Raw genomic sequence first — 17679 nt, 5'->3', positions numbered from 1 at the left:
CTATTGTATTTTAGAGATTTAGATAAAGGAAGTAAGACATGGCCTTAGAAGTAATTATGCCAAAAGCCGGCGTGGATATGACAGAAGGACAAATCGTCCAATGGAATAAAAAAGTCGGAGAATTTGTAAAAGAAGGAGAAATCCTTTTGGAAATCATGACTGACAAAGTCAGCATGGAATTGGAAGCCGAAGAAGATGGATACTTGATTGCCATCCTCAAAGGAGATGGTGAAACTGTTCCAGTAACTGAAGTTATCGGTTACCTTGGCGAAGAAGGGGAAAACATCCCAACTGCTGGAACAGTTGCGCCAGAATCAAAACCTGCACCTGCAGCTAGTGCCTCAAACGACGATGGTAAGAGCGATGATGCTTTTGATATCGTTGTGATTGGTGGAGGTCCTGCTGGTTATGTTGCAGCCATTAAAGCTGCCCAACTTGGTGGTAAGATTGCCCTTGTTGAAAAATCAGAACTCGGTGGAACCTGCTTGAACCGTGGCTGTATTCCAACGAAGACCTACCTTCACAACGCTGAAATCATCGAAAATATCGGTCATGCAGCAAGCCGTGGTATCGTCATAGAAAATCCAAACTTCACTGTTGATATGGACAAACTCCTTGAAACCAAGTCTAAGGTTGTTAATACTTTGGTTGGTGGAGTTGCAGGTCTTCTTCGTAGCTACGGAGTTACTGTTCATAAAGGAATTGGTACCATCACTAAAGACAAGAATGTCTTAGTTAATGGTTCAGAATTGCTTGAAACCAAGAAAATCATCCTTGCTGGTGGTTCAAAAGTCAGCAAGATTAACGTTCCTGGTATGGAATCATCACTTGTGATGACAAGTGATGACATTCTTGAAATGAACGAAGTGCCAGAGAGCCTCGTAATCATCGGTGGTGGGGTTGTCGGTATCGAACTCGGCCAAGCCTTCATGACATTTGGTTCAAAAGTAACTGTTATTGAAATGATGGACCGTATCGTTCCAGCTATGGATGCGGAAGTTTCTAAGAATCTTCGCTTGATTCTTGAGCGTAAAGGTATGACCATCTTAACAGGTACAAAACTGCAAGAAATCATCGAGGAAAATGGTCAACTTCGTATCAAGGTTGAAGGAAAAGACGATATCATCGCAAACAAAGCACTTCTTTCAATCGGTCGTGTTCCAGACCTTGAAGGTATTGGCGAAGTTGAGTTTGAATTGGATCGTGGTCGCATCAAGGTCAACGAATACATGGAAACTTCTGTTCCAGGTATCTATGCACCAGGTGATATCAATGGTACCAAGATGTTAGCCCACGCAGCCTTCCGTATGGGTGAAGTAGCAGCTGAAAATGCGCTTAAAGGAAATCACGTTGTAGCGAAACTTAACTTGACTCCTGCAGCCATCTACACTCTTCCTGAAGTAGCAGCAGTAGGTCTAACTGAAGAACAAGCTCGTGCGAAATACGATGTAGCCATCGGTAAATTCAACTTTGCTGCGAATGGACGTGCTATTGCATCGGATGCTGCTCAAGGTTTCGTAAAAGTCATTGCAGATAAGAAATACGGAGAAATCCTTGGTGTTCATATCATCGGTCCTGCAGCCGCAGAATTGATCAATGAGGCATCAAGCATCATCGAAATGGAAATCACTGTTGAAGAAATGCTTAAGACCATCCACGGACACCCAACCTACTCTGAAGTGATGTACGAAGCATTTGCAGATGTTCTAGGAATGGCCATCCATTCACCAAAGAAAAAATAAATAAGTTTTTCAACTAAATTTTCTTAAAGTAGTACGGACGGCAGCGACCTCTACTAGAGTTCCATGCCTAAAAATTGAGCCTCTTGTCTCAATTTTTCCGAGAAATGTAACGATAACACGTTACATTTCTTTTTACCACTTTAGAAAATTGGATTGCTATAAACAGAATTTAAAAACTAAATTTTTGGAAATACTATGAAATACATTATCAATCATTCAAACGACACTGCATTTAATATCGCCTTGGAAGAATATGCCTTTAAACACTTACTAGATGAGGATCAAATCTTCCTTCTTTGGATTAACAAGCCATCTATCATTGTTGGACGTCACCAGAATACTATCGAAGAAATCAACCGTGATTATGTTCGAGAAAATGGTATTGAGGTAGTCCGCCGTATCAGTGGCGGTGGAGCTGTTTATCACGATTTAAACAACCTCAACTACACCATCATTTCAAAAGAAGATGAAAACAAGGCCTTTGACTTCAAGAGCTTCTCAACTCCAGTTATCAATACCTTGGCTCAACTAGGTGTTAAGGCTGAATTCACAGGCCGTAATGACCTTGAGATTGATGGCAAAAAATTCTGTGGTAATGCCCAAGCTTATATTAATGGGCGTATCATGCACCACGGTTGCTTGTTATTTGACGTTGATTTATCAGTCCTTGCTAACGCCCTCAAGGTTTCAAAAGATAAATTTGAATCAAAAGGTGTGAAATCTGTCCGTGCTCGTGTAACCAATATTATCGATGAATTACCAGAAAAGATCACAGTTGAAGAATTCCGTGATTTGCTATTGGAATACATGAAAAAAGAGTACCCAGAAATGACAGAATACGTTTTTTCTGAGGAAGAATTGGCTGAAATCAATCGCATCAAGGATACCAAGTTTGGAACTTGGGACTGGAACTATGGTAAATCACCTGAGTTTAACGTCCGTCGTGGTACAAAATTCACTAGTGGTAAAGTCGAAATCTTTGCCAATGTTCTCGAATCAAAAATCCAAGATATCAAGATTTATGGTGACTTCTTTGGTATCGAAGACGTTGCAGCTGTAGAAGATGTCCTTCGCGGCGTGAAATACGAACGCGAAGATGTCCTTAAAGCCCTTCAAACGATTAATTTAGGCCGTTATTTCGCAGGAATTACTGCAGAAGAAATTGCAGAGGCTGTGGTTGAATAAATTAAAAGAGGCTGGGACAAAAAGATTTTGATTTTAGAAATTCTTTATTATAAATTTTAAAAATCGATAGATTAGACAAAAAAGCGAACAAGACAGAATTCTGAGTGTCAGATAACTGATTTTGTTCGCTTTTTATATTTAAAGTTAGACATTTGTCCCAGACATTTTTATCTTAAACTTGATATTCAAAAATAATGAGTGTAGAATATAGAGGAAGTCTGAAGCAAAAAGGGGATCAAATTCAATGATGAAAGTTCCAGTTGAAAATCTTGGTCTATTTGAACAGTTAGATCGTATCGTAGTGGCTTTTTTTAAGAAGCAACAATCTACCAGTCCTTATGATTTAAATATCAGTATCACACAAGGACACCATGACCAGAAAAATCAAGAGCTAGAACCATTAGGCTATCAAGCTGTCCAACTACCATTAGGAATGGCTTTAGATAATATCATTCAGCAACCTCACTATAAAAACTTAATCATTGGTGGGCTTGCTCCCGACGAAATTATGGTCAATAAAGAAGAATTAATGCCTTTGAAAGATATCGTGGATAGTTTTTGTATTATGTACGCTGTAGCGAATAACAGACTAGAAAATAGTAAGGCTTATGAATTAATGAAAGATAAGACGGTTTATTTTATTGGTAAACTATTTAGAGATTTTCCAAAAGCCGGTGATGAGATTGCTTATTTAGGGATTGATCGAATAGCGAGCGATGGTACACCATATGAAGCAGTTAAATGCTTTTTAACGGAAGAGAGTGCAGAGAAGTACAATGGTGAAAAAGGACCGATCACCCCTGCAAACTTGGCCTATCTAAAATCATTTTGGGGGAAGCCAGTTATTATCGAACCCCACAGAAATTATTGGATTGAGTTTTTATAGAGAGAATAGAAGAGCGTAAAATTCTATCAAAGATCTACGCTCTTTTTCTAGACTAAAGATATTACATAATTTATATTATGTATCTCACAAGCTATCCAACGCATTTTTCTGTTCATCGTTAACGATATGGGTATAGAGATCAGTGACTTGTGTGCTTGCGTGGCCTAGCTGATGGCTGACCAAAACTTGAGATTTAGTTGCATCATAGAGCCTAGTTGCTAGGGTATGGCGGAGTTTATGGGGTGTTACACGAACTTTGAAGTCCTCAGAGTACTTTGCGACCATTTTTTCAACACTGGAAGCATCGATACGATTGGGAACACCTCGGTAGAGTGTCAGAAAGAGTGCTGTATCTGTTTTTTCTGTCTTATAGCGTTGATTCCGAATGGCGAGATAATTTTCTAGATAAGGCTTGGCGAAAGCAGCGACATTAACCGAGTCACGTTTGCCACCTTTTCGAGTGACATCAATAACCATCATCTTGAGATTGAGATCTCTTAGATCCAGATTAACAGCTTCAGATAAGCGGACACCAGACGCCAAGAGAAGGGCAATAATAGCTAAATCACGTTCTTTATTTTTATTGAATGATGAGAGAGCGCGATTTGAGAGTTGTCGAGGGTACTCTTGGTCGATATAAGTTAGAAACCCCTCAGTTTCATCACCCAAAAAAAGTTTTTGCTTGATGTTTTCAGCTCTAGCAGCAAGTGTTTCTTTCTTTTTCTTGGTTGAAACTTTCTTCATTACATTGCGATAGAAATAGGGTTCCCCTTGGTCGTTTTCAACTTCCTCAGTTAGATATTTGTAAAGACTGGAAAGTGCTGATAAGGTTCGATTGATGGTTGTCTGTGAAACGCCTTGTTTGGTTGTATTAGCATTGAGCAAAGGACGCTCTCGAAGATAAAGGATAAAGGATTCCATATCTTTCTTTGACATGTTTTCCAAGACAGATAAAGGAATATCAGCAATTTTATCAGCATTTGAAATCCCAGACTCTAAAACCCAGCTGAAAAATCGATCATATTCCTTGAGATATTCGTACAAGGTTGTAAAACTATAAGGAACAGCAAGCTTAGATTGGTAGTATTCCAGAACATACCAGGGCATGATTTGTTTTAGTTTGTCGATTCGTTCTAGTAAAATCTCACGTTTCATGATTTTCTCCCTAAATTAGTCTACTAGTAGTATAGCATAGACTTATATATTTTTCAAGAAAATTATAGTTTTTCGGAAAGATGTTATGGGAGTTTTCAAAGAATAGAAAAAGACTTAGATCTACGAAATACATACACAGATCTAAGTCTTTGGAGTTATTATTGTGAATCATTATCTAGTGCTTTTTCTAGTTTCCAAATACTAAACCAGAATGAAATAGTCAGCAGAATAAGGAAAATAAAAATCAGTAACGAAACTTCTGTTCATTCTACATAACTGAAGAGCTATATAAGGAGCTATGAGATACAAAATACATTGTATAATTGCTATTGTTTTCTTTTTCATGATTTTAATCTTACTGTTCAGATTTGATACAGTAAACTCCTTTCTAGCTTTATGCTTTATCATTTCTAACTTAATTATAGTCTTATTTTTACCAAAGTTCAATTACTTGTATGTGAAATAGCTTTACAGGAAAAAATAACCGATCTCATTACTGAGAATCGGTTTTCTAGTGTATTTAATTAAGAAATTCATTTTCACATAACATAAATTATGTAAAAACTTCTACAATAACAAATCTTTGACTTTCCCAATTTCACTTTTTGGAATAACTAGGTGAATCATATCTCCAAGATACATTCTGGTTGAGCCGTGAACTGTTTGGCTCTTACCATTATGGACTTGGGTGGTGATGAGTACGTTATGTGGCAAGTTGAGCTCGTGAACCTGTTTTCCTGCTATTTTATCTGAAACAGGAATTTCAATTAGTGTTACTTCTCCTTCGTCTGTTGCTTCTTCTGGCAGCATTTTTTCTAGCATGGCCTCATAGACTGGAGCACCCTTGAGTAGATCCATGACAATGTATGCGACTAAGGTCACTAAACCAAGTGGCATGAGATTGCGAATATCACCTACCATCTCAGTTACGAGTATCATAGCAGTTAAGGGAGCCTTGGATATTGCTCCAAAGTAGCCACTCATTCCTAAAATAATAAATATTGGAAATTGTTCCTGACTAACAAGTCCAAGATTAACACAAATGACGCCAACTAGGGCACCAAGTAAGGAACCAAGCGCCAAAATTGGTAGGAAAATTCCTCCTGGAAGGCCACTTCCATAACTAATCATGCTCCAGATAAAGCGGATCAAAAAGTAAACTAATAGAACTTGGAAACTAAAATCTTGCTCAGTTAGAGAAAGAACGACCTGATTCCCACCACCAAGGATTTGTGGCAAGAAAATCCCGACTGGTAGGATGAGGATAAAGGCCAAGATTGGATAATAAGCTTTATCCAAATGGATTTTTTGACCAATCCAGTCATAAACTCGACCGACATTGAGTACAGCTTTCTCATAGAGAAAACCTGATAGCCCGAGAAAAACTCCCATAAGGAGGTAAATCCAATACTGGTCTAGGGTCATGAGAGGAATGTTGTCTGGCATATCCAGTACGGGTGTTAGGCCAAATATGAGTAGTGAGACAAAGTTTGATACGAGACTAGCTGCTAGAGTTGAGACCCAGAAAAAGCGTGAAAAATGGTGGTAAACTTCTTCTATAACAAAGAGGAGACCTGCGATTGGTGCATTAAAGGCAGCTGCTAGTCCTGCAGCAGCCCCACTTGCAATCAAGGAACGTTCCTCTACTGGGCTGGATCTGAGCCACTTGGCAATACCTTTACCACCAACCGCTCCAAGTTGAATACTTGGCCCTTCTCGTCCTAACATAAGTCCACTGGCAATTGCAAGAATACCTAAAATATATTTTTTCCAGAGAATGCCCCACCAGTTGAGAGTCATGAGACCTTTTAGTTCAGCTTCGACTTGAGGAATTCCTGAACCTTTGATATCTTTCTCTGACCGAGTTAGTTTGGCACTGAGCCAGCTAACAATTAAATAAAATAGACTAATGATAAAAAGATTGCGCACTAGGTGCGCTTGATCTTGATAGAGTCCTTGTATCAGGTGGAAGCCTTTTTCGATTAAGAAACGAAAAGATCCGACGATTAGCCCGACGACGAGACCAACAATGATTCCTCGTCCAACTTGGGATAATATGGTGCTTGAGGCAAAGGCAAATTCTTTCTTGGAACTGAATGTTTCTGACTGTTCCTCCATAATCATTTCCTCTTACTTGTCTTTTTTAGTTGAAACCAGTGTTTTGACAGGTTCAAAACTGGTCCGATGAATGGGAGTAACTCCTTGTTTTTCGAGACCTTCTAAATGTTTAGCTGTTCCATATCCAGCATTGGCAGCGAAATCATATCCAGGATACTGCTGATCATATTCTTTCATCAATTCATCCCGTGTCACCTTGGCCACTATAGATGCTGCTGCGATGGAGAGGGAGTTGGCATCTCCTTTGATGATTGCTGTTTGGGAAATCGACAAATCCAGTTTCATGGCATCGATCAAGAGGTGCTCAGGTTGCGGACTGAGCTGGGAGATTGCTTCCTTCATGGCTAGTTTGGTAGCTTCATAGATATTGACTTGGTCGATGACCTGATTATCCATGATACCAATCCCGATTGATAAAGCTTGGTCTTGAACGGCTTGATAAATTTCCAAATGTTTCTTTTTGGGGATTTTTTTACTATCGTTGAGGCCTCTGATTTTACAATTTTTAGGTAAGATTACCGCTGCAGCGACTACAGGTCCAGCAAGAGGACCGCGGCCGACCTCGTCAACACCTGCTATTAAGGTCACTCCTTGCTTATAAAGTTCTTTTTCATAGGAAAGCATGGATTCCAAACGAAGGTTTTCATCCAGTTCTGCCTGAATGGCTTTTTTACGCTTGCTGATTTCCTTTTGAACTCCAGAACGAGGATCTTTTTCGAATTCTAGAAAAAGAGGATTGTCTAATTCTTTAACAGTGGCAAGAAGTTCTCTGATTTCTTTAATCGTCGTCATCAATGTCGTCCAATGTATCTAAGGTATAGTTACCGAGTTTTCCATCACGAACTTCCTTCACGAAAAGACTGTAAAAACGGTCGTAGTCGTCACGGAAACCGAGGGCACGGGTCATATCCATGATGATAACAGGTGCTTCTTCTTCTATCTTCATTTGTTTGAAGCGTTCAGCTAGCTTTTCTGGATAATGTTTTTTGAAATAATTGAGACCAAAAATGGTCACTTCATCCATAGGAAGCAACTGGTCTTTAATTGCTCCTGTTAGGGCTAGTTTCAAAGCGACAGTTTCGTCTTCGAACTTAGGCCAGAGAATCCCTGGTGTGTCTAGGATTTCAAGGTCTTTGTTGGTTTTGAGCCACTGTTGCCCCTTGGTAACACCTGGTTTGTTGCCGACAACCGCAATCTTTTTCCCAGCCAAACGGTTCATGAGAGTTGACTTACCGGCATTTGGAATTCCGATAATCATGGTACGCAAGGTTTCGATTTTGATACCGCGTTCTTTCTGGCGAGCAATCTTATCAGCCATGAGCTTTTTAGCAGCATCCGTCACAACTTTTACAGTAACTTGCTCTTTGGAGTTGATAGCCAGAGTTTGAATTCCCTGTGATTCAAAATACTGACGCCATTCTTTGGTCATTGCTGGATCTGCTAAGTCCGCTTTATTTAAAATCAAGAGTTTTGGTTTATCACCCACAATCTTGTTTAACATAGGATTTTGACTAGATAAAGGTAGCCGAGCATCCACCAAAATCGTCACAAAATCAACAAATTTTAGATTCTCCTGAACTTGTCGCCGAGCCTTAGACATGTGTCCCGGGAACCATTGAATTGTAGCCATAAATTTCCCTTTCCGACTAAAAAAACGTAGTAAAAACGTTTTCTCTCTTACCATCTATTCTATCATAAATTAGGAACTTTTGCACAGGCTTTGACCACAATAAATGACAAATAGTATTGGTCCGAAACATCTTTGATGCCAGTCACGATTTACTTGACTTTTTTTGCTAACAGGTATATACTTAGTGTATACTAATTCGTGGAGGTAGAGCAATGAATACAGTAAAGACTCGGAAGGTAGGAAATTCTCTCACTGTGACTATTCCGAAAAATTTGGGGATGACAGAAGGTCAAGAAATGGTTGTCTACAAAGGGATTGACGGAGTCATTGTCTTAGCTCCAAAAATGAAAGATCCTTTTGATGGGATTACTGATTTGAGAATGACAAATGATTTTGAAGGGGTAAGGTCACTTGATAGCGAAATCTGACTATATTCCTGAAAAGCAGGATATCATTTGGCTGGACTTTGATCCATCAGTCGGTCGAGAAATTCAGAAAAGGCGACCAGCCTTGGTTGTTTCTAGGAGAGAATATGCCTTGCAAACTGGTTTTGTGGCTGTCTGTCCCATCACTCATGGCCAACAACGTTTGGCAGAAAAAGGCTTGCTCGTTCCTGTCTCGTCGGATAAGGTAGATGGCGCTGTCAATCCATTTCAACTGTATACCTTTGATTTTCGGATGCGAAATGCTCAAAAAATAACAAGAATGGACACACAATGTTTTCAGAAAGTCGTCCAACTTTACCAGTACATCTTTGGAGATACTTAAATCCTACCATGCATAGACAAGGTAGGATTTTTTCTATATGAGTAACCTATTTAAGAACGGATGAAGACAATTGAGGAGAATCCCTCTAATCCAGCTTTCTTGTGCTGATGATAGATCCTCTGCTTGAAGGCATTCTTTTAGAAAATCGCGGACTTGTTCTGGAGCAATCTCAAACTCAAAGGCCTTCATCTTGTAGAAAAAGTCAATGAGATGCTCAGATAAGTAACCATCTGAAAAGGGTACTTCTCCACTTTTTCGATACTCTAGTAAGAGTCGAGAAAATCTGGCTTTTTCATCAGGCAAATCACGAAAATAGGAATTAAGAAGCCAAGTCTGTTTCTGCTTTCGTTCAATAGGATCTTGATTTGCAATACGCTGATCCTTTTCCAGCTCCTTTTGGTTTTGTTTAGCCTTGATAGCCCGTTCGTCTCTATTTTTACCAAAGAGGATTTTCTCCCATTTTCGTTCTTCTTGGGTCAAGGTTTCTGTAAAGCCAAAGTAATCTTGATAAGCGCGTTCTGCAGGTCCCATGGCAAGAATGAGGTTGTCAGCGTATTGCTTGGCGATTTTATCTCTTTTCTTGCGTTCTTTCTCTGCTTGAATCCGTAAATGCTGCTCGTAGTCGATTTTCTCCTTGCCTAATTTGACAAGGTAGAGTTGGTCATCGGACTTACCAAGTAGAAAAGGTTTGATACACTTTTCCAGCACTTCTTCCATACGGGCCTTCTTCTTTGGCTCTGCCTTGGTCCAACTTCCTCCTTGAAAGACTTCTAGGAAGAGCCGATAATCTTTCTCAGGCGAGAATTGATTGCCACGATTGGCTTTGAAAACACCTTTCTCCCAAAACCATTTTAGAAGTCGTTCGTCAAAGTCGCTTTTATTAACCTTGATTTTTTCCTTTTTCTGAGCCTTTTTAGTTAGATTTTCAACTTTTCTGAGTAGTCTTTCTTCCTCCTCCAGTTGCTGGTCTAAAGTCACTCGATGAAAATGACGAACACAGTCACTGCCGATTGGAAAGAGGCGTTGGCCTGTGACACCATTAAAGAGTTCGTAGGCGTATTTTATGGCGTTCCCGCAAACACAATTACTACGACCAATGCCATTAAAAATCAAGGAAACTTCATTCCATTCCTTGGTAGCTTGATCCCAAGTATCGGCTTTTGAAGCCTGTAAAACCGCATCGTGCAGGGATTTTCTAACCGGAAGTGTCATGAGGTTTCCTTTCTAGGTTATACTTTTACAACTTGAACCTCGTCTTTACCGAGTAAAATCAAGTATTTCTCAATATTTTCAATCAAATAAGCTCGTGATAAGGCCTCACCATATAGGGCTAACTGGCCACGATAGCGGTCTATGAGTTGACTTGGTTGATCATAACGGTCAGTCTTGTAGTCAAAAAGAACGATGCGATCCTCATAAAGCAGATAGCCATCCAAGATCCCACGGACAACGAAGTTTTCCTGACTCTTTTGTTCTCGTTTGAGCATAGAAAAAGGTTGCTCGCGGTAAAGATGGCTAGTATTAGCGAGAATTTCCTGACCAAGTGCTGTGTCAAAGAAAGCTAAGATTTTAGAAAGATTGATCCTATCTCTAACAACTGGACTAGTCTGAACTTGTTTAAGTGTTTCTGTTAGGCTAGCAAGCGTTGGTCGCTGGCTGAGGTCAATTCTCTGCATGAGTTCGTGGGTAGCACTACCAATCTCAGCTCCTGTTACCTTTTCTTTAGTTGAAAAATCTGGTAAATCAAAGCTGATTTGCTTTTCCGGTGATTGAGTTTGATTAGTAATTTCTACCCCTTCCATATCCATAACGGGTTCGTAGAATTTCTTGATTTGGCTTGGGGTTTGAACACTAGGAAGCTCAATAGCTGCGTGGTGAAGAGTATTATAAACTTCCACCTCTTTCAGCATTTCCAGAGCTTCTTTGATGGTCTCTGACTGGCGGTTGTCTGCTTGAGAGCTATCTTGTAGAGGACTCTTGTTTTCCAACTCTCCGATAGCTTCTCTAGTCAATTGGTCTTCACCAACAAAACGATAGCTAAAGTTGAGATTGTCCTTGGCAAATACTTTAGTAATAGCCCAGATCCAATCTTGGAAATTCTTGGCTTGAAGTCTAGTATGTTTATCTAGTTTCCCGTTTTCAGCTGTTGGATAATCCTTGGCTTCCAGCTTTTCACGAGAGCCCTTACCGACAAGATAAAGCTTTCTCTCAGCCCGTGTCATGGCAACATACAGCAGACGCATCTGCTCTGAATAGCTAGCCAATTGCAGTTCTTCTTCATTCTGCGTATAGGTAAGGCTGGGAATGGAGAGTTTGATGGTTTTAGGATAGTGTGCTTCCACTGCTCCTGTTTCCACCTTGGCAATGTATTTGACACCAAGCCCATTTTTTCGACTGAGAATAACATCAGACATTGAGTCTTGCTTATTAAAATCTTGATCCATGTTGAGGATAAAGACATAAGGAAACTCCAGACCTTTACTCTTGTGAATGGTCATGAGCTCCACCGCGTCTTTAGGTGGTGCGACAGCTACGCTTGCGAGATCATGCTGGGCTTCCAAAACCTGATCAATCATACGAATAAAACGAGACAAGCCTTTGAAATTACTTTTTTCAAACTGGTCTGCTCGCAGAGCTAGGGCATAGAGATTGGCCTGTCTTGCAGGACCGTTAGGCAAGGCTCCAACATAATCATAGTAAAAACGATCGTTGTAGATCTTCCAAATCAAGTCATAGAGGGAATGAGTTTTGGCATATAAGCGCCAAGAATCCAAAATAACCATGAATTGATTGAGTTTTTTAGCTAGTTCTGCATGAATTAACTCTTTCTGGCTAGCTGCTTGTTTTTGAGCATTGACAAGTTTCTCATAGAGATTTTCTTGGGTCTTATCTTCTATTTTCTGAAGGGACAAGCGTGCCAACTCGTCCTCATCAAAGCTAAACATAGGAGACTTCATCAGAGCCACCAAGGCATAGTCTTGCAGGGGATTGTGAATGACGCGCATGGTGTCCAGCATGACTTGTACTTCTAGGGATTGGAGATAATTGTTTTGCTCACCGTCGGTTTTAACTGGAATTCCGTACTCAGACAGGGCGAGGAGAATCTGGTCATTTCGACTGCGACTAGAAGTCAAAAGAGCAATTTCTTTAAAGGCAACACCTTTTTCCTGATGAATCTTCAGGATTTCCTTGATAACTAGGCGCATTTCCCCAGTGAGTTTAGTTTCTGTTTGGCTCTCTTCCTCCTCTTGCCCGCTGTCGCCCTTATCGTAGAGGAGAAATTCTGCCTTATTTTCTGGATTGGGAGTTAGTTTGTTATTGGCAAAAACAAGCTGGTGCATACTATCATAGTTGATTTCGCCGACCTCTTGGTCCATAAGGCGTCCAAAAACATCATTGGTTGCCGATAGCACTTCTGAACTACTACGGAAATTTTCCTTGAGTAGAATCAACTTGCCTTCTTGAGGATTATGCGCATAGCGTTGGAATTTCTCATTGAAAATCTGCGGATCTGCCTGCCGAAAACGGTAGATGGACTGCTTGATATCTCCAACCATAAAGCGATTGTGACCATTCGACAGCAATTCCAACATTCGTTCTTGAATATGGTTGGTATCCTGATACTCATCGACCATGACTTCGTGGAATCGTTCCTGATAAGCCTCGCGAACCTGTGGGAAATTCTCTAAGATCTCAATGGTATAATGGCTGATATCAGCAAATTCAAAGGCATTTTCCTGGCGTTTACGTTCACGATAAGCCTCCACAAAATCACTCATAAAGGTTTGGAAGGTTTTAGCTAGATCCCAGGTGTCTTCATGATAACGCTCCTGATAGTCGAGAATCGTTATCTGGTCTGCTAGTTGTCCAAGTTTTGCAAACTGGGCCTTTCTCTCATCGTTATAGGCATCAGCCAGTTGTTTCAAATCGGCCTTACGACTAGAATTAGCTAGAGCTCTACCATTTTTTTCTTTCGAGATGGCGACAGCACGCGTAAGCACTGCTTGATAAGCCTGGCTATCGGACTCTTGATTTAAGGAGCCAATTTCATCCAGAACCTGTTGAACAGCTTCTAAATAGGCAGCTTTTGGAAACTCCTTTGCATCGTTATCCAGATGATAACGGAAAAAGCTTTCCAAATCCCAGAGCGCCTGCTTGATTTTCTCAGTCAGTTTTCCTTTCTCACTAGTAAAATTGGCTTCTTCAAATCCTTTGAGAAAAGAATTCTGAAGCCATTTCTGAGGGCTGCTAGTAGATTGCAAAAAGTCATAAATTTTGTAGACTTGTTGACGAAGACCACGTTCATCCTTGCCTCGACCAGCAAAATTCTTGACCAATCGACTAAAGCTCTCTTTATTTTCACCTTGGTAATGATCTTCAAAAACCTGATGAAAAACCTCATTTTTTAAGATTAACTGTTCACTTTCATTTTGTAGAATACGGAAGTTCGGTGCGATATCAATCAGATAACCATGTTTGCCGAGGAACTTTTGTGTGAAGGAGTCCATAGTTCCGATGGCCGCGTTTGGCAGATCTGCCAACTGACGTCCCAAGTGTTGTTTGAGATCAACATCATCTGTTTCTTGGATTTGTTGGCTGATTTTTTTCTCCAAACGTTCTTTTAGTTCAGTGGCAGCCTTGACGGTAAAGGTCGAGATAAAGAGTTGAGAAATTTCGACACCACGGGCTAATTGGTCCAGAATGCGCTCTGCCATAACAAAGGTTTTCCCTGAACCAGCAGACGCTGAGACTAGGATATTTTGCCCAGCAGTATAAATAGCTTGGATTTGCTCGGCAGTTTTCTTCTGTTCCTTGCTCGAACTCGCTTCTGCTTCTTGCAATTTTTGAATTTCTTCCTCAGTTAAAAAGGAAATGGGCTTCATCGATTCAACTCCTCTCTCATTTTTTCAAACCAAGCTTGCTTGAGTTTTTCTCCGACCAGACGTTTGCCATCCGCTAGGTCTAACTTTTCTAGGAAACGAGCTTGACCCAAATGGTAATTGGCTTCAAATCCTGTAATTGCCTGATGTTGCTGGACGTATGGGGCAATACTTCTTCCGTTCTCTGTGTATGGATTGATAGCGAACTGGCCTTCTAAAATCTTCTCAGCTGCTTTCTTGTACAGGTGGGCATTATAGTCCAGTAAGAGTTGGAATTCCTCGTCTGTCAGCTGATTGGCTTTGTTTTTGTTATAAAATTCGCCCAAATGACTGCTTTCTTTTTCTAAAAATAGTCCCTGGTATTTCATAGACTTACTGGCTTCTGCTACTGCTCCAGCCAAACTCTTAACGGTCAGCAGAGATTGGACGGGTTCAGCCATTTCCAAGTACATAGCGCCGAAAAAGTTCTGCTCCCCTTCTCTTTTTAGGGCAGCAAGATAGGTTGGCAGTTGGGAATTAAGCCCATTGAAGAAATGAGGAAACTGGAACTGGGTCAAACTAGACTTGTAGTCCACCACTCCTAGCGCTCCATCAGCTTTCAGGCGGTCAATACGGTCAACCTTGCCTCGCACAAAGACACTGCGACCATCGTCCAATTGAATAAAGGCCTGGTCCTTGCCGCCAAATCTTGCTTCCTCTTGAATGGTTTCGATAGCTGGATTATGACGAAGGATGTGGCCAGTAGTCCGGGCCACATCAAGCAGAACTTCCTTGGTAAACTGGGCTTCCAAACTTTCCTGATAAATAGCCTCAAATTCTCGTTCCTGACCAGTTTCTTGGATAGCCTGTTCCAAACGTTGGTCAAAGGAATCTTCGTCAGGTAACTGCAAGGCACGTTCAAAAATACGATGCAAGAAATTCCCGTGACTGCGAGCATCTGGACGAAGGCGCAATTCTTCCTGCAAACCTAAGACATAACGGAGGAAATAACTGTATTCATTGCGATAAAACTCTGTCAAACCAGAGGTGGACAGGTAAAACTCCTTGTCAACTGGATAAAGAGCCTGCAAGGTATCCTTTGCTAATGGCTTGCTGCTTGGACTTGTTGGGAGGGCAGGATTCGCAAGGCCTTTTTGGTCAAGTTTTTTCCCCATGACACGCGCCAAGACCGTGACAAAGGTCACATCTTGTTCATTTTCACTAGAAGTAGCTTGCTGATGATAGGCAACGAGACTAGACAAGAGACTGTGATAAGAACCCATATCTTCTTTGCTAAGTTTTTTATGGTTCATTCTCTTTTCTATTCGGCTAAATCCAAAACTCACCAGTTCATGAAGATAGGCAGATTCCTTGCTCTCGTTTTCATTGAGAAGACTTGGTGCTGACAAAATCAACTGCTTACGAGCAGAGTTGACTAAAGAAAGCATGGTATAGCGATTTTTCTTGAGGTTTTCACTGCTTGCAATCAGTAATTGTGCTCCCTCTTCAGTAGCTTGGTTTAGGCTTTGTCTTTCTTCATCTGTCAATAGACTGGTGTTTTGCGCAATTTTTGGTAAATGATCCTGAGTCAGCCCAATAGCGTAAACAAAGTCAGCTGTCAGTGGTGCAATCAAATCGTAACTCTGCACCAGAACAGTGTCCACTGTCGCTGGAATAGTGCGATACTGAGATAAACTCATCCCTGAATGGAACAAGGCTAGGAAGTCCTCCAGACTAACTTGTGAACCATCAAAAACTGTCGCAAATTGTTCTAAAACATGACTGAAAGCTTTCCAAACTTCGGCTTGTCTTTCCTGTTCTAGAGCTTCCATAGTAGCTGTCAAGTATTGCATCTGCTTGCTTAAGGCAGCGCTTTTTAGAAAAGCATTCCACTTTTTCAAGAGATTTTCAGCCTTCTGTTTCCGGCTGGCAAACAAGGTTTCAAGAGGAGCCAAAACTCGCAAACGAATGGCATTCAAACGTTCCAAATCAAATTTTCCGTGGTGGGATTTTGTGAAGGGCTGCTGAAAAGTTGGCAATCCATTGATGCCAAGATAGCGGAGATATTGCTCAAAAGCATCAATATCATCCTGGCTAAGGTCAGTATACAAACCAGTTCTGAGGAGATTAATCAAATCTTCTTGACGAAAACGATAGCGTTTCAAACGCAAAATAGATTCGACATACTGAGTCAAAGGGTGGTGAGCCATGGATTCGCTTCTACCAAGATAGAACGGTATCTGGTACTGGTCAAAAATAGTTTTCAGCGATAGCTGGTAAGATGCCACATCCCCCAGCAAAATACGAAAATGCTTGTAACTCAGTTCTGGATAGTCATGTAATTTCTGACGAATAGCGCGAGCCACCAACTCCAACTCTTCCTTTTGTGTCAAGCAAGACCAGATTTGCAAATTTTCACGGTCCTTCTCATCGACATCTAAAGTGAGTTCTGAAAAGTCATAAGAAGACTCCAGCAAACGAGAGGCCTTGTCAAAGCTATCCATCTTCTCATGCGTCTGAGAACGGTCTTGAGCAGGGGTTTGGTATTTTGCCCCCAAATGATGGAGGAATTCCACACTGGCTTGGTAGAGATTGCCTTCAGTGAACGGACTGGTATAGGCCTTCTTGCTTGCATAAGCACCAATAATAATCTCGGCACCTTTGCGATGGAGTAGATCCACTACACGCTCTTCCTCAGCAGAAAAACGGGTAAATCCATCAATAACCAAGGCAAGTTGACTGAAATCACTACTTACCTTGTTATTCTCAATAGCCTCAATCAAATGGGACAACTGACTTCCCTGAGCCAACTGACTTTGATTGAGATAGGCTGTTACTTTCTCGAAAATCAAGAGTAAATCTGCTCTCTTGTCCTCATCGGTCAAACTTTCCAAGTCCAAAAAGCTCATCTGAGCAGTTGTCATCTCGTGATAAAGTTCAATCAGCTGCTGGATAAATTGAGGGTCCTGTTTAATCGCACCATAAACTCGTAACTCTTTGGAGTCCAGTTCCGCAAGACATTTATAAAAGGCCATCCCAAGACCGATATCATCAAGACTGGTCTTTGTAGGCAAGTCATTTAAAACCAGGTAACGAGCCATCTGAGCAAAGCGCGTGACGGTAATCGCAAAAGAAGCCTGCTGGGACAAGCATTCCAGCACGGCACGTTCCTTTTCAAAAGAAAGAGAGTTGGGAGCAATGTAGAAAACCCGCTTACCAGCAACAACCAACTCTTCCGCCTCTCTGGTCAAGATTTCTGTCAAAGAAGTCCGAATATCAGTATAAAGTAATTTCATCTCTGCCTCGTTGGAATTTTTCATTACCTTTTATTATACC

General features: G+C 40.9%; 12 protein-coding genes. 5 read left to right on the top strand and 7 right to left on the bottom strand.

Annotated features, from left to right (window positions below):
* Nucleotides 1–38 precede the first annotated feature (38 nt).
* The 3 genes from lpdA to ACXYSL_RS00525 all read left to right on the top strand — a co-directional run bounded on the left by lpdA (nucleotide 39) and on the right by ACXYSL_RS00525 (nucleotide 3813).
* On the top strand, nucleotides 39–1742 hold the full coding sequence (gene lpdA, locus ACXYSL_RS00535; protein ID WP_458623661.1) for a dihydrolipoyl dehydrogenase: 1704 nt from the start codon (nucleotides 39–41) through the stop codon (nucleotides 1740–1742).
* 195 nt (nucleotides 1743–1937) lie between these two features.
* Nucleotides 1938–2927 carry a lipoate--protein ligase gene (locus ACXYSL_RS00530; RefSeq protein ID WP_458623660.1) on the top strand — a complete coding sequence of 330 codons (990 nt, stop codon included), beginning with the start codon at nucleotides 1938–1940 and terminating at the stop codon, nucleotides 2925–2927.
* 244 nt (nucleotides 2928–3171) lie between these two features.
* Entirely contained in the window at nucleotides 3172–3813 is a 642-nt protein-coding gene (locus tag ACXYSL_RS00525; protein WP_458623659.1) for a hypothetical protein, read from the top strand.
* Between the two features lie 84 nt (nucleotides 3814–3897).
* On the opposite strand, the gene xerS is transcribed toward ACXYSL_RS00525, so the two are convergent.
* The 4 genes from xerS to ylqF form a co-directional block, all read right to left on the bottom strand.
* Nucleotides 3898–4968, bottom strand: a complete 1071-nt coding sequence (gene xerS / locus ACXYSL_RS00520; RefSeq protein WP_458623658.1) for a tyrosine recombinase XerS — start codon at nucleotides 4966–4968, stop codon at nucleotides 3898–3900.
* Nucleotides 4969–5535: 567 nt separating this feature from the next.
* A complete protein-coding gene (locus ACXYSL_RS00515) occupies nucleotides 5536–7086 on the bottom strand; it encodes a ClC family H(+)/Cl(-) exchange transporter (RefSeq protein WP_458623657.1) in 1551 nt (516 codons plus the stop codon).
* 12 nt (nucleotides 7087–7098) lie between these two features.
* Nucleotides 7099–7878, bottom strand: coding sequence for a ribonuclease HII (locus ACXYSL_RS00510; protein ID WP_458623656.1), 780 nt, complete (start codon nucleotides 7876–7878; stop codon nucleotides 7099–7101).
* Nucleotides 7865–8716, bottom strand: coding sequence for a ribosome biogenesis GTPase YlqF (gene ylqF, locus ACXYSL_RS00505; protein ID WP_000201289.1), 852 nt, complete (start codon nucleotides 8714–8716; stop codon nucleotides 7865–7867). Before ylqF ends, ACXYSL_RS00510 begins: the two co-directional genes overlap by 14 nt.
* Before the next feature lie 212 nt (nucleotides 8717–8928).
* On the opposite strand from ylqF, the gene mazE reads away from it, so the two are divergent.
* Nucleotides 8929–9144, top strand: coding sequence for a type II toxin-antitoxin system PemI/MazE family antitoxin (gene mazE / locus ACXYSL_RS00500; protein WP_033585252.1), 216 nt, complete (start codon nucleotides 8929–8931; stop codon nucleotides 9142–9144).
* Nucleotides 9128–9484, top strand: coding sequence for a type II toxin-antitoxin system PemK/MazF family toxin (locus tag ACXYSL_RS00495; protein ID WP_000560798.1), 357 nt, complete (start codon nucleotides 9128–9130; stop codon nucleotides 9482–9484). The genes mazE and ACXYSL_RS00495 overlap by 17 nt, the downstream gene beginning before the upstream one ends.
* 33 nt (nucleotides 9485–9517) lie before the next feature.
* On the opposite strand, the gene ACXYSL_RS00490 is transcribed toward ACXYSL_RS00495, so the two are convergent.
* Genes ACXYSL_RS00490 through rexB form a run of 3 tightly spaced genes read right to left on the bottom strand, consistent with a single transcriptional unit; the run spans nucleotide 9518 to nucleotide 17639 of the window.
* The gene (locus tag ACXYSL_RS00490) at nucleotides 9518–10696 is read right to left on the bottom strand and encodes a hypothetical protein (RefSeq protein ID WP_033585250.1); all 1179 of its coding nucleotides are present in this window, start codon (nucleotides 10694–10696) and stop codon (nucleotides 9518–9520) included.
* A 17-nt stretch (nucleotides 10697–10713) separates the two neighbouring features.
* Nucleotides 10714–14367 carry a helicase-exonuclease AddAB subunit AddA gene (addA, locus tag ACXYSL_RS00485; protein ID WP_458623655.1) on the bottom strand — a complete coding sequence of 1218 codons (3654 nt, stop codon included), beginning with the start codon at nucleotides 14365–14367 and terminating at the stop codon, nucleotides 10714–10716.
* Nucleotides 14364–17639, bottom strand: coding sequence for an ATP-dependent nuclease subunit B (gene rexB, locus ACXYSL_RS00480; RefSeq protein WP_458623654.1), 3276 nt, complete (start codon nucleotides 17637–17639; stop codon nucleotides 14364–14366). Before rexB ends, addA begins: the two co-directional genes overlap by 4 nt.
* Between the last annotated feature and the right edge of the window lie 40 nt (nucleotides 17640–17679).

Source organism: Streptococcus sp. V913, from assembly GCF_054353455.1.
The sequence above is the reverse complement of the archived record's forward strand: the minus strand, read 5'-3'. Positions and strand labels throughout refer to the sequence as shown.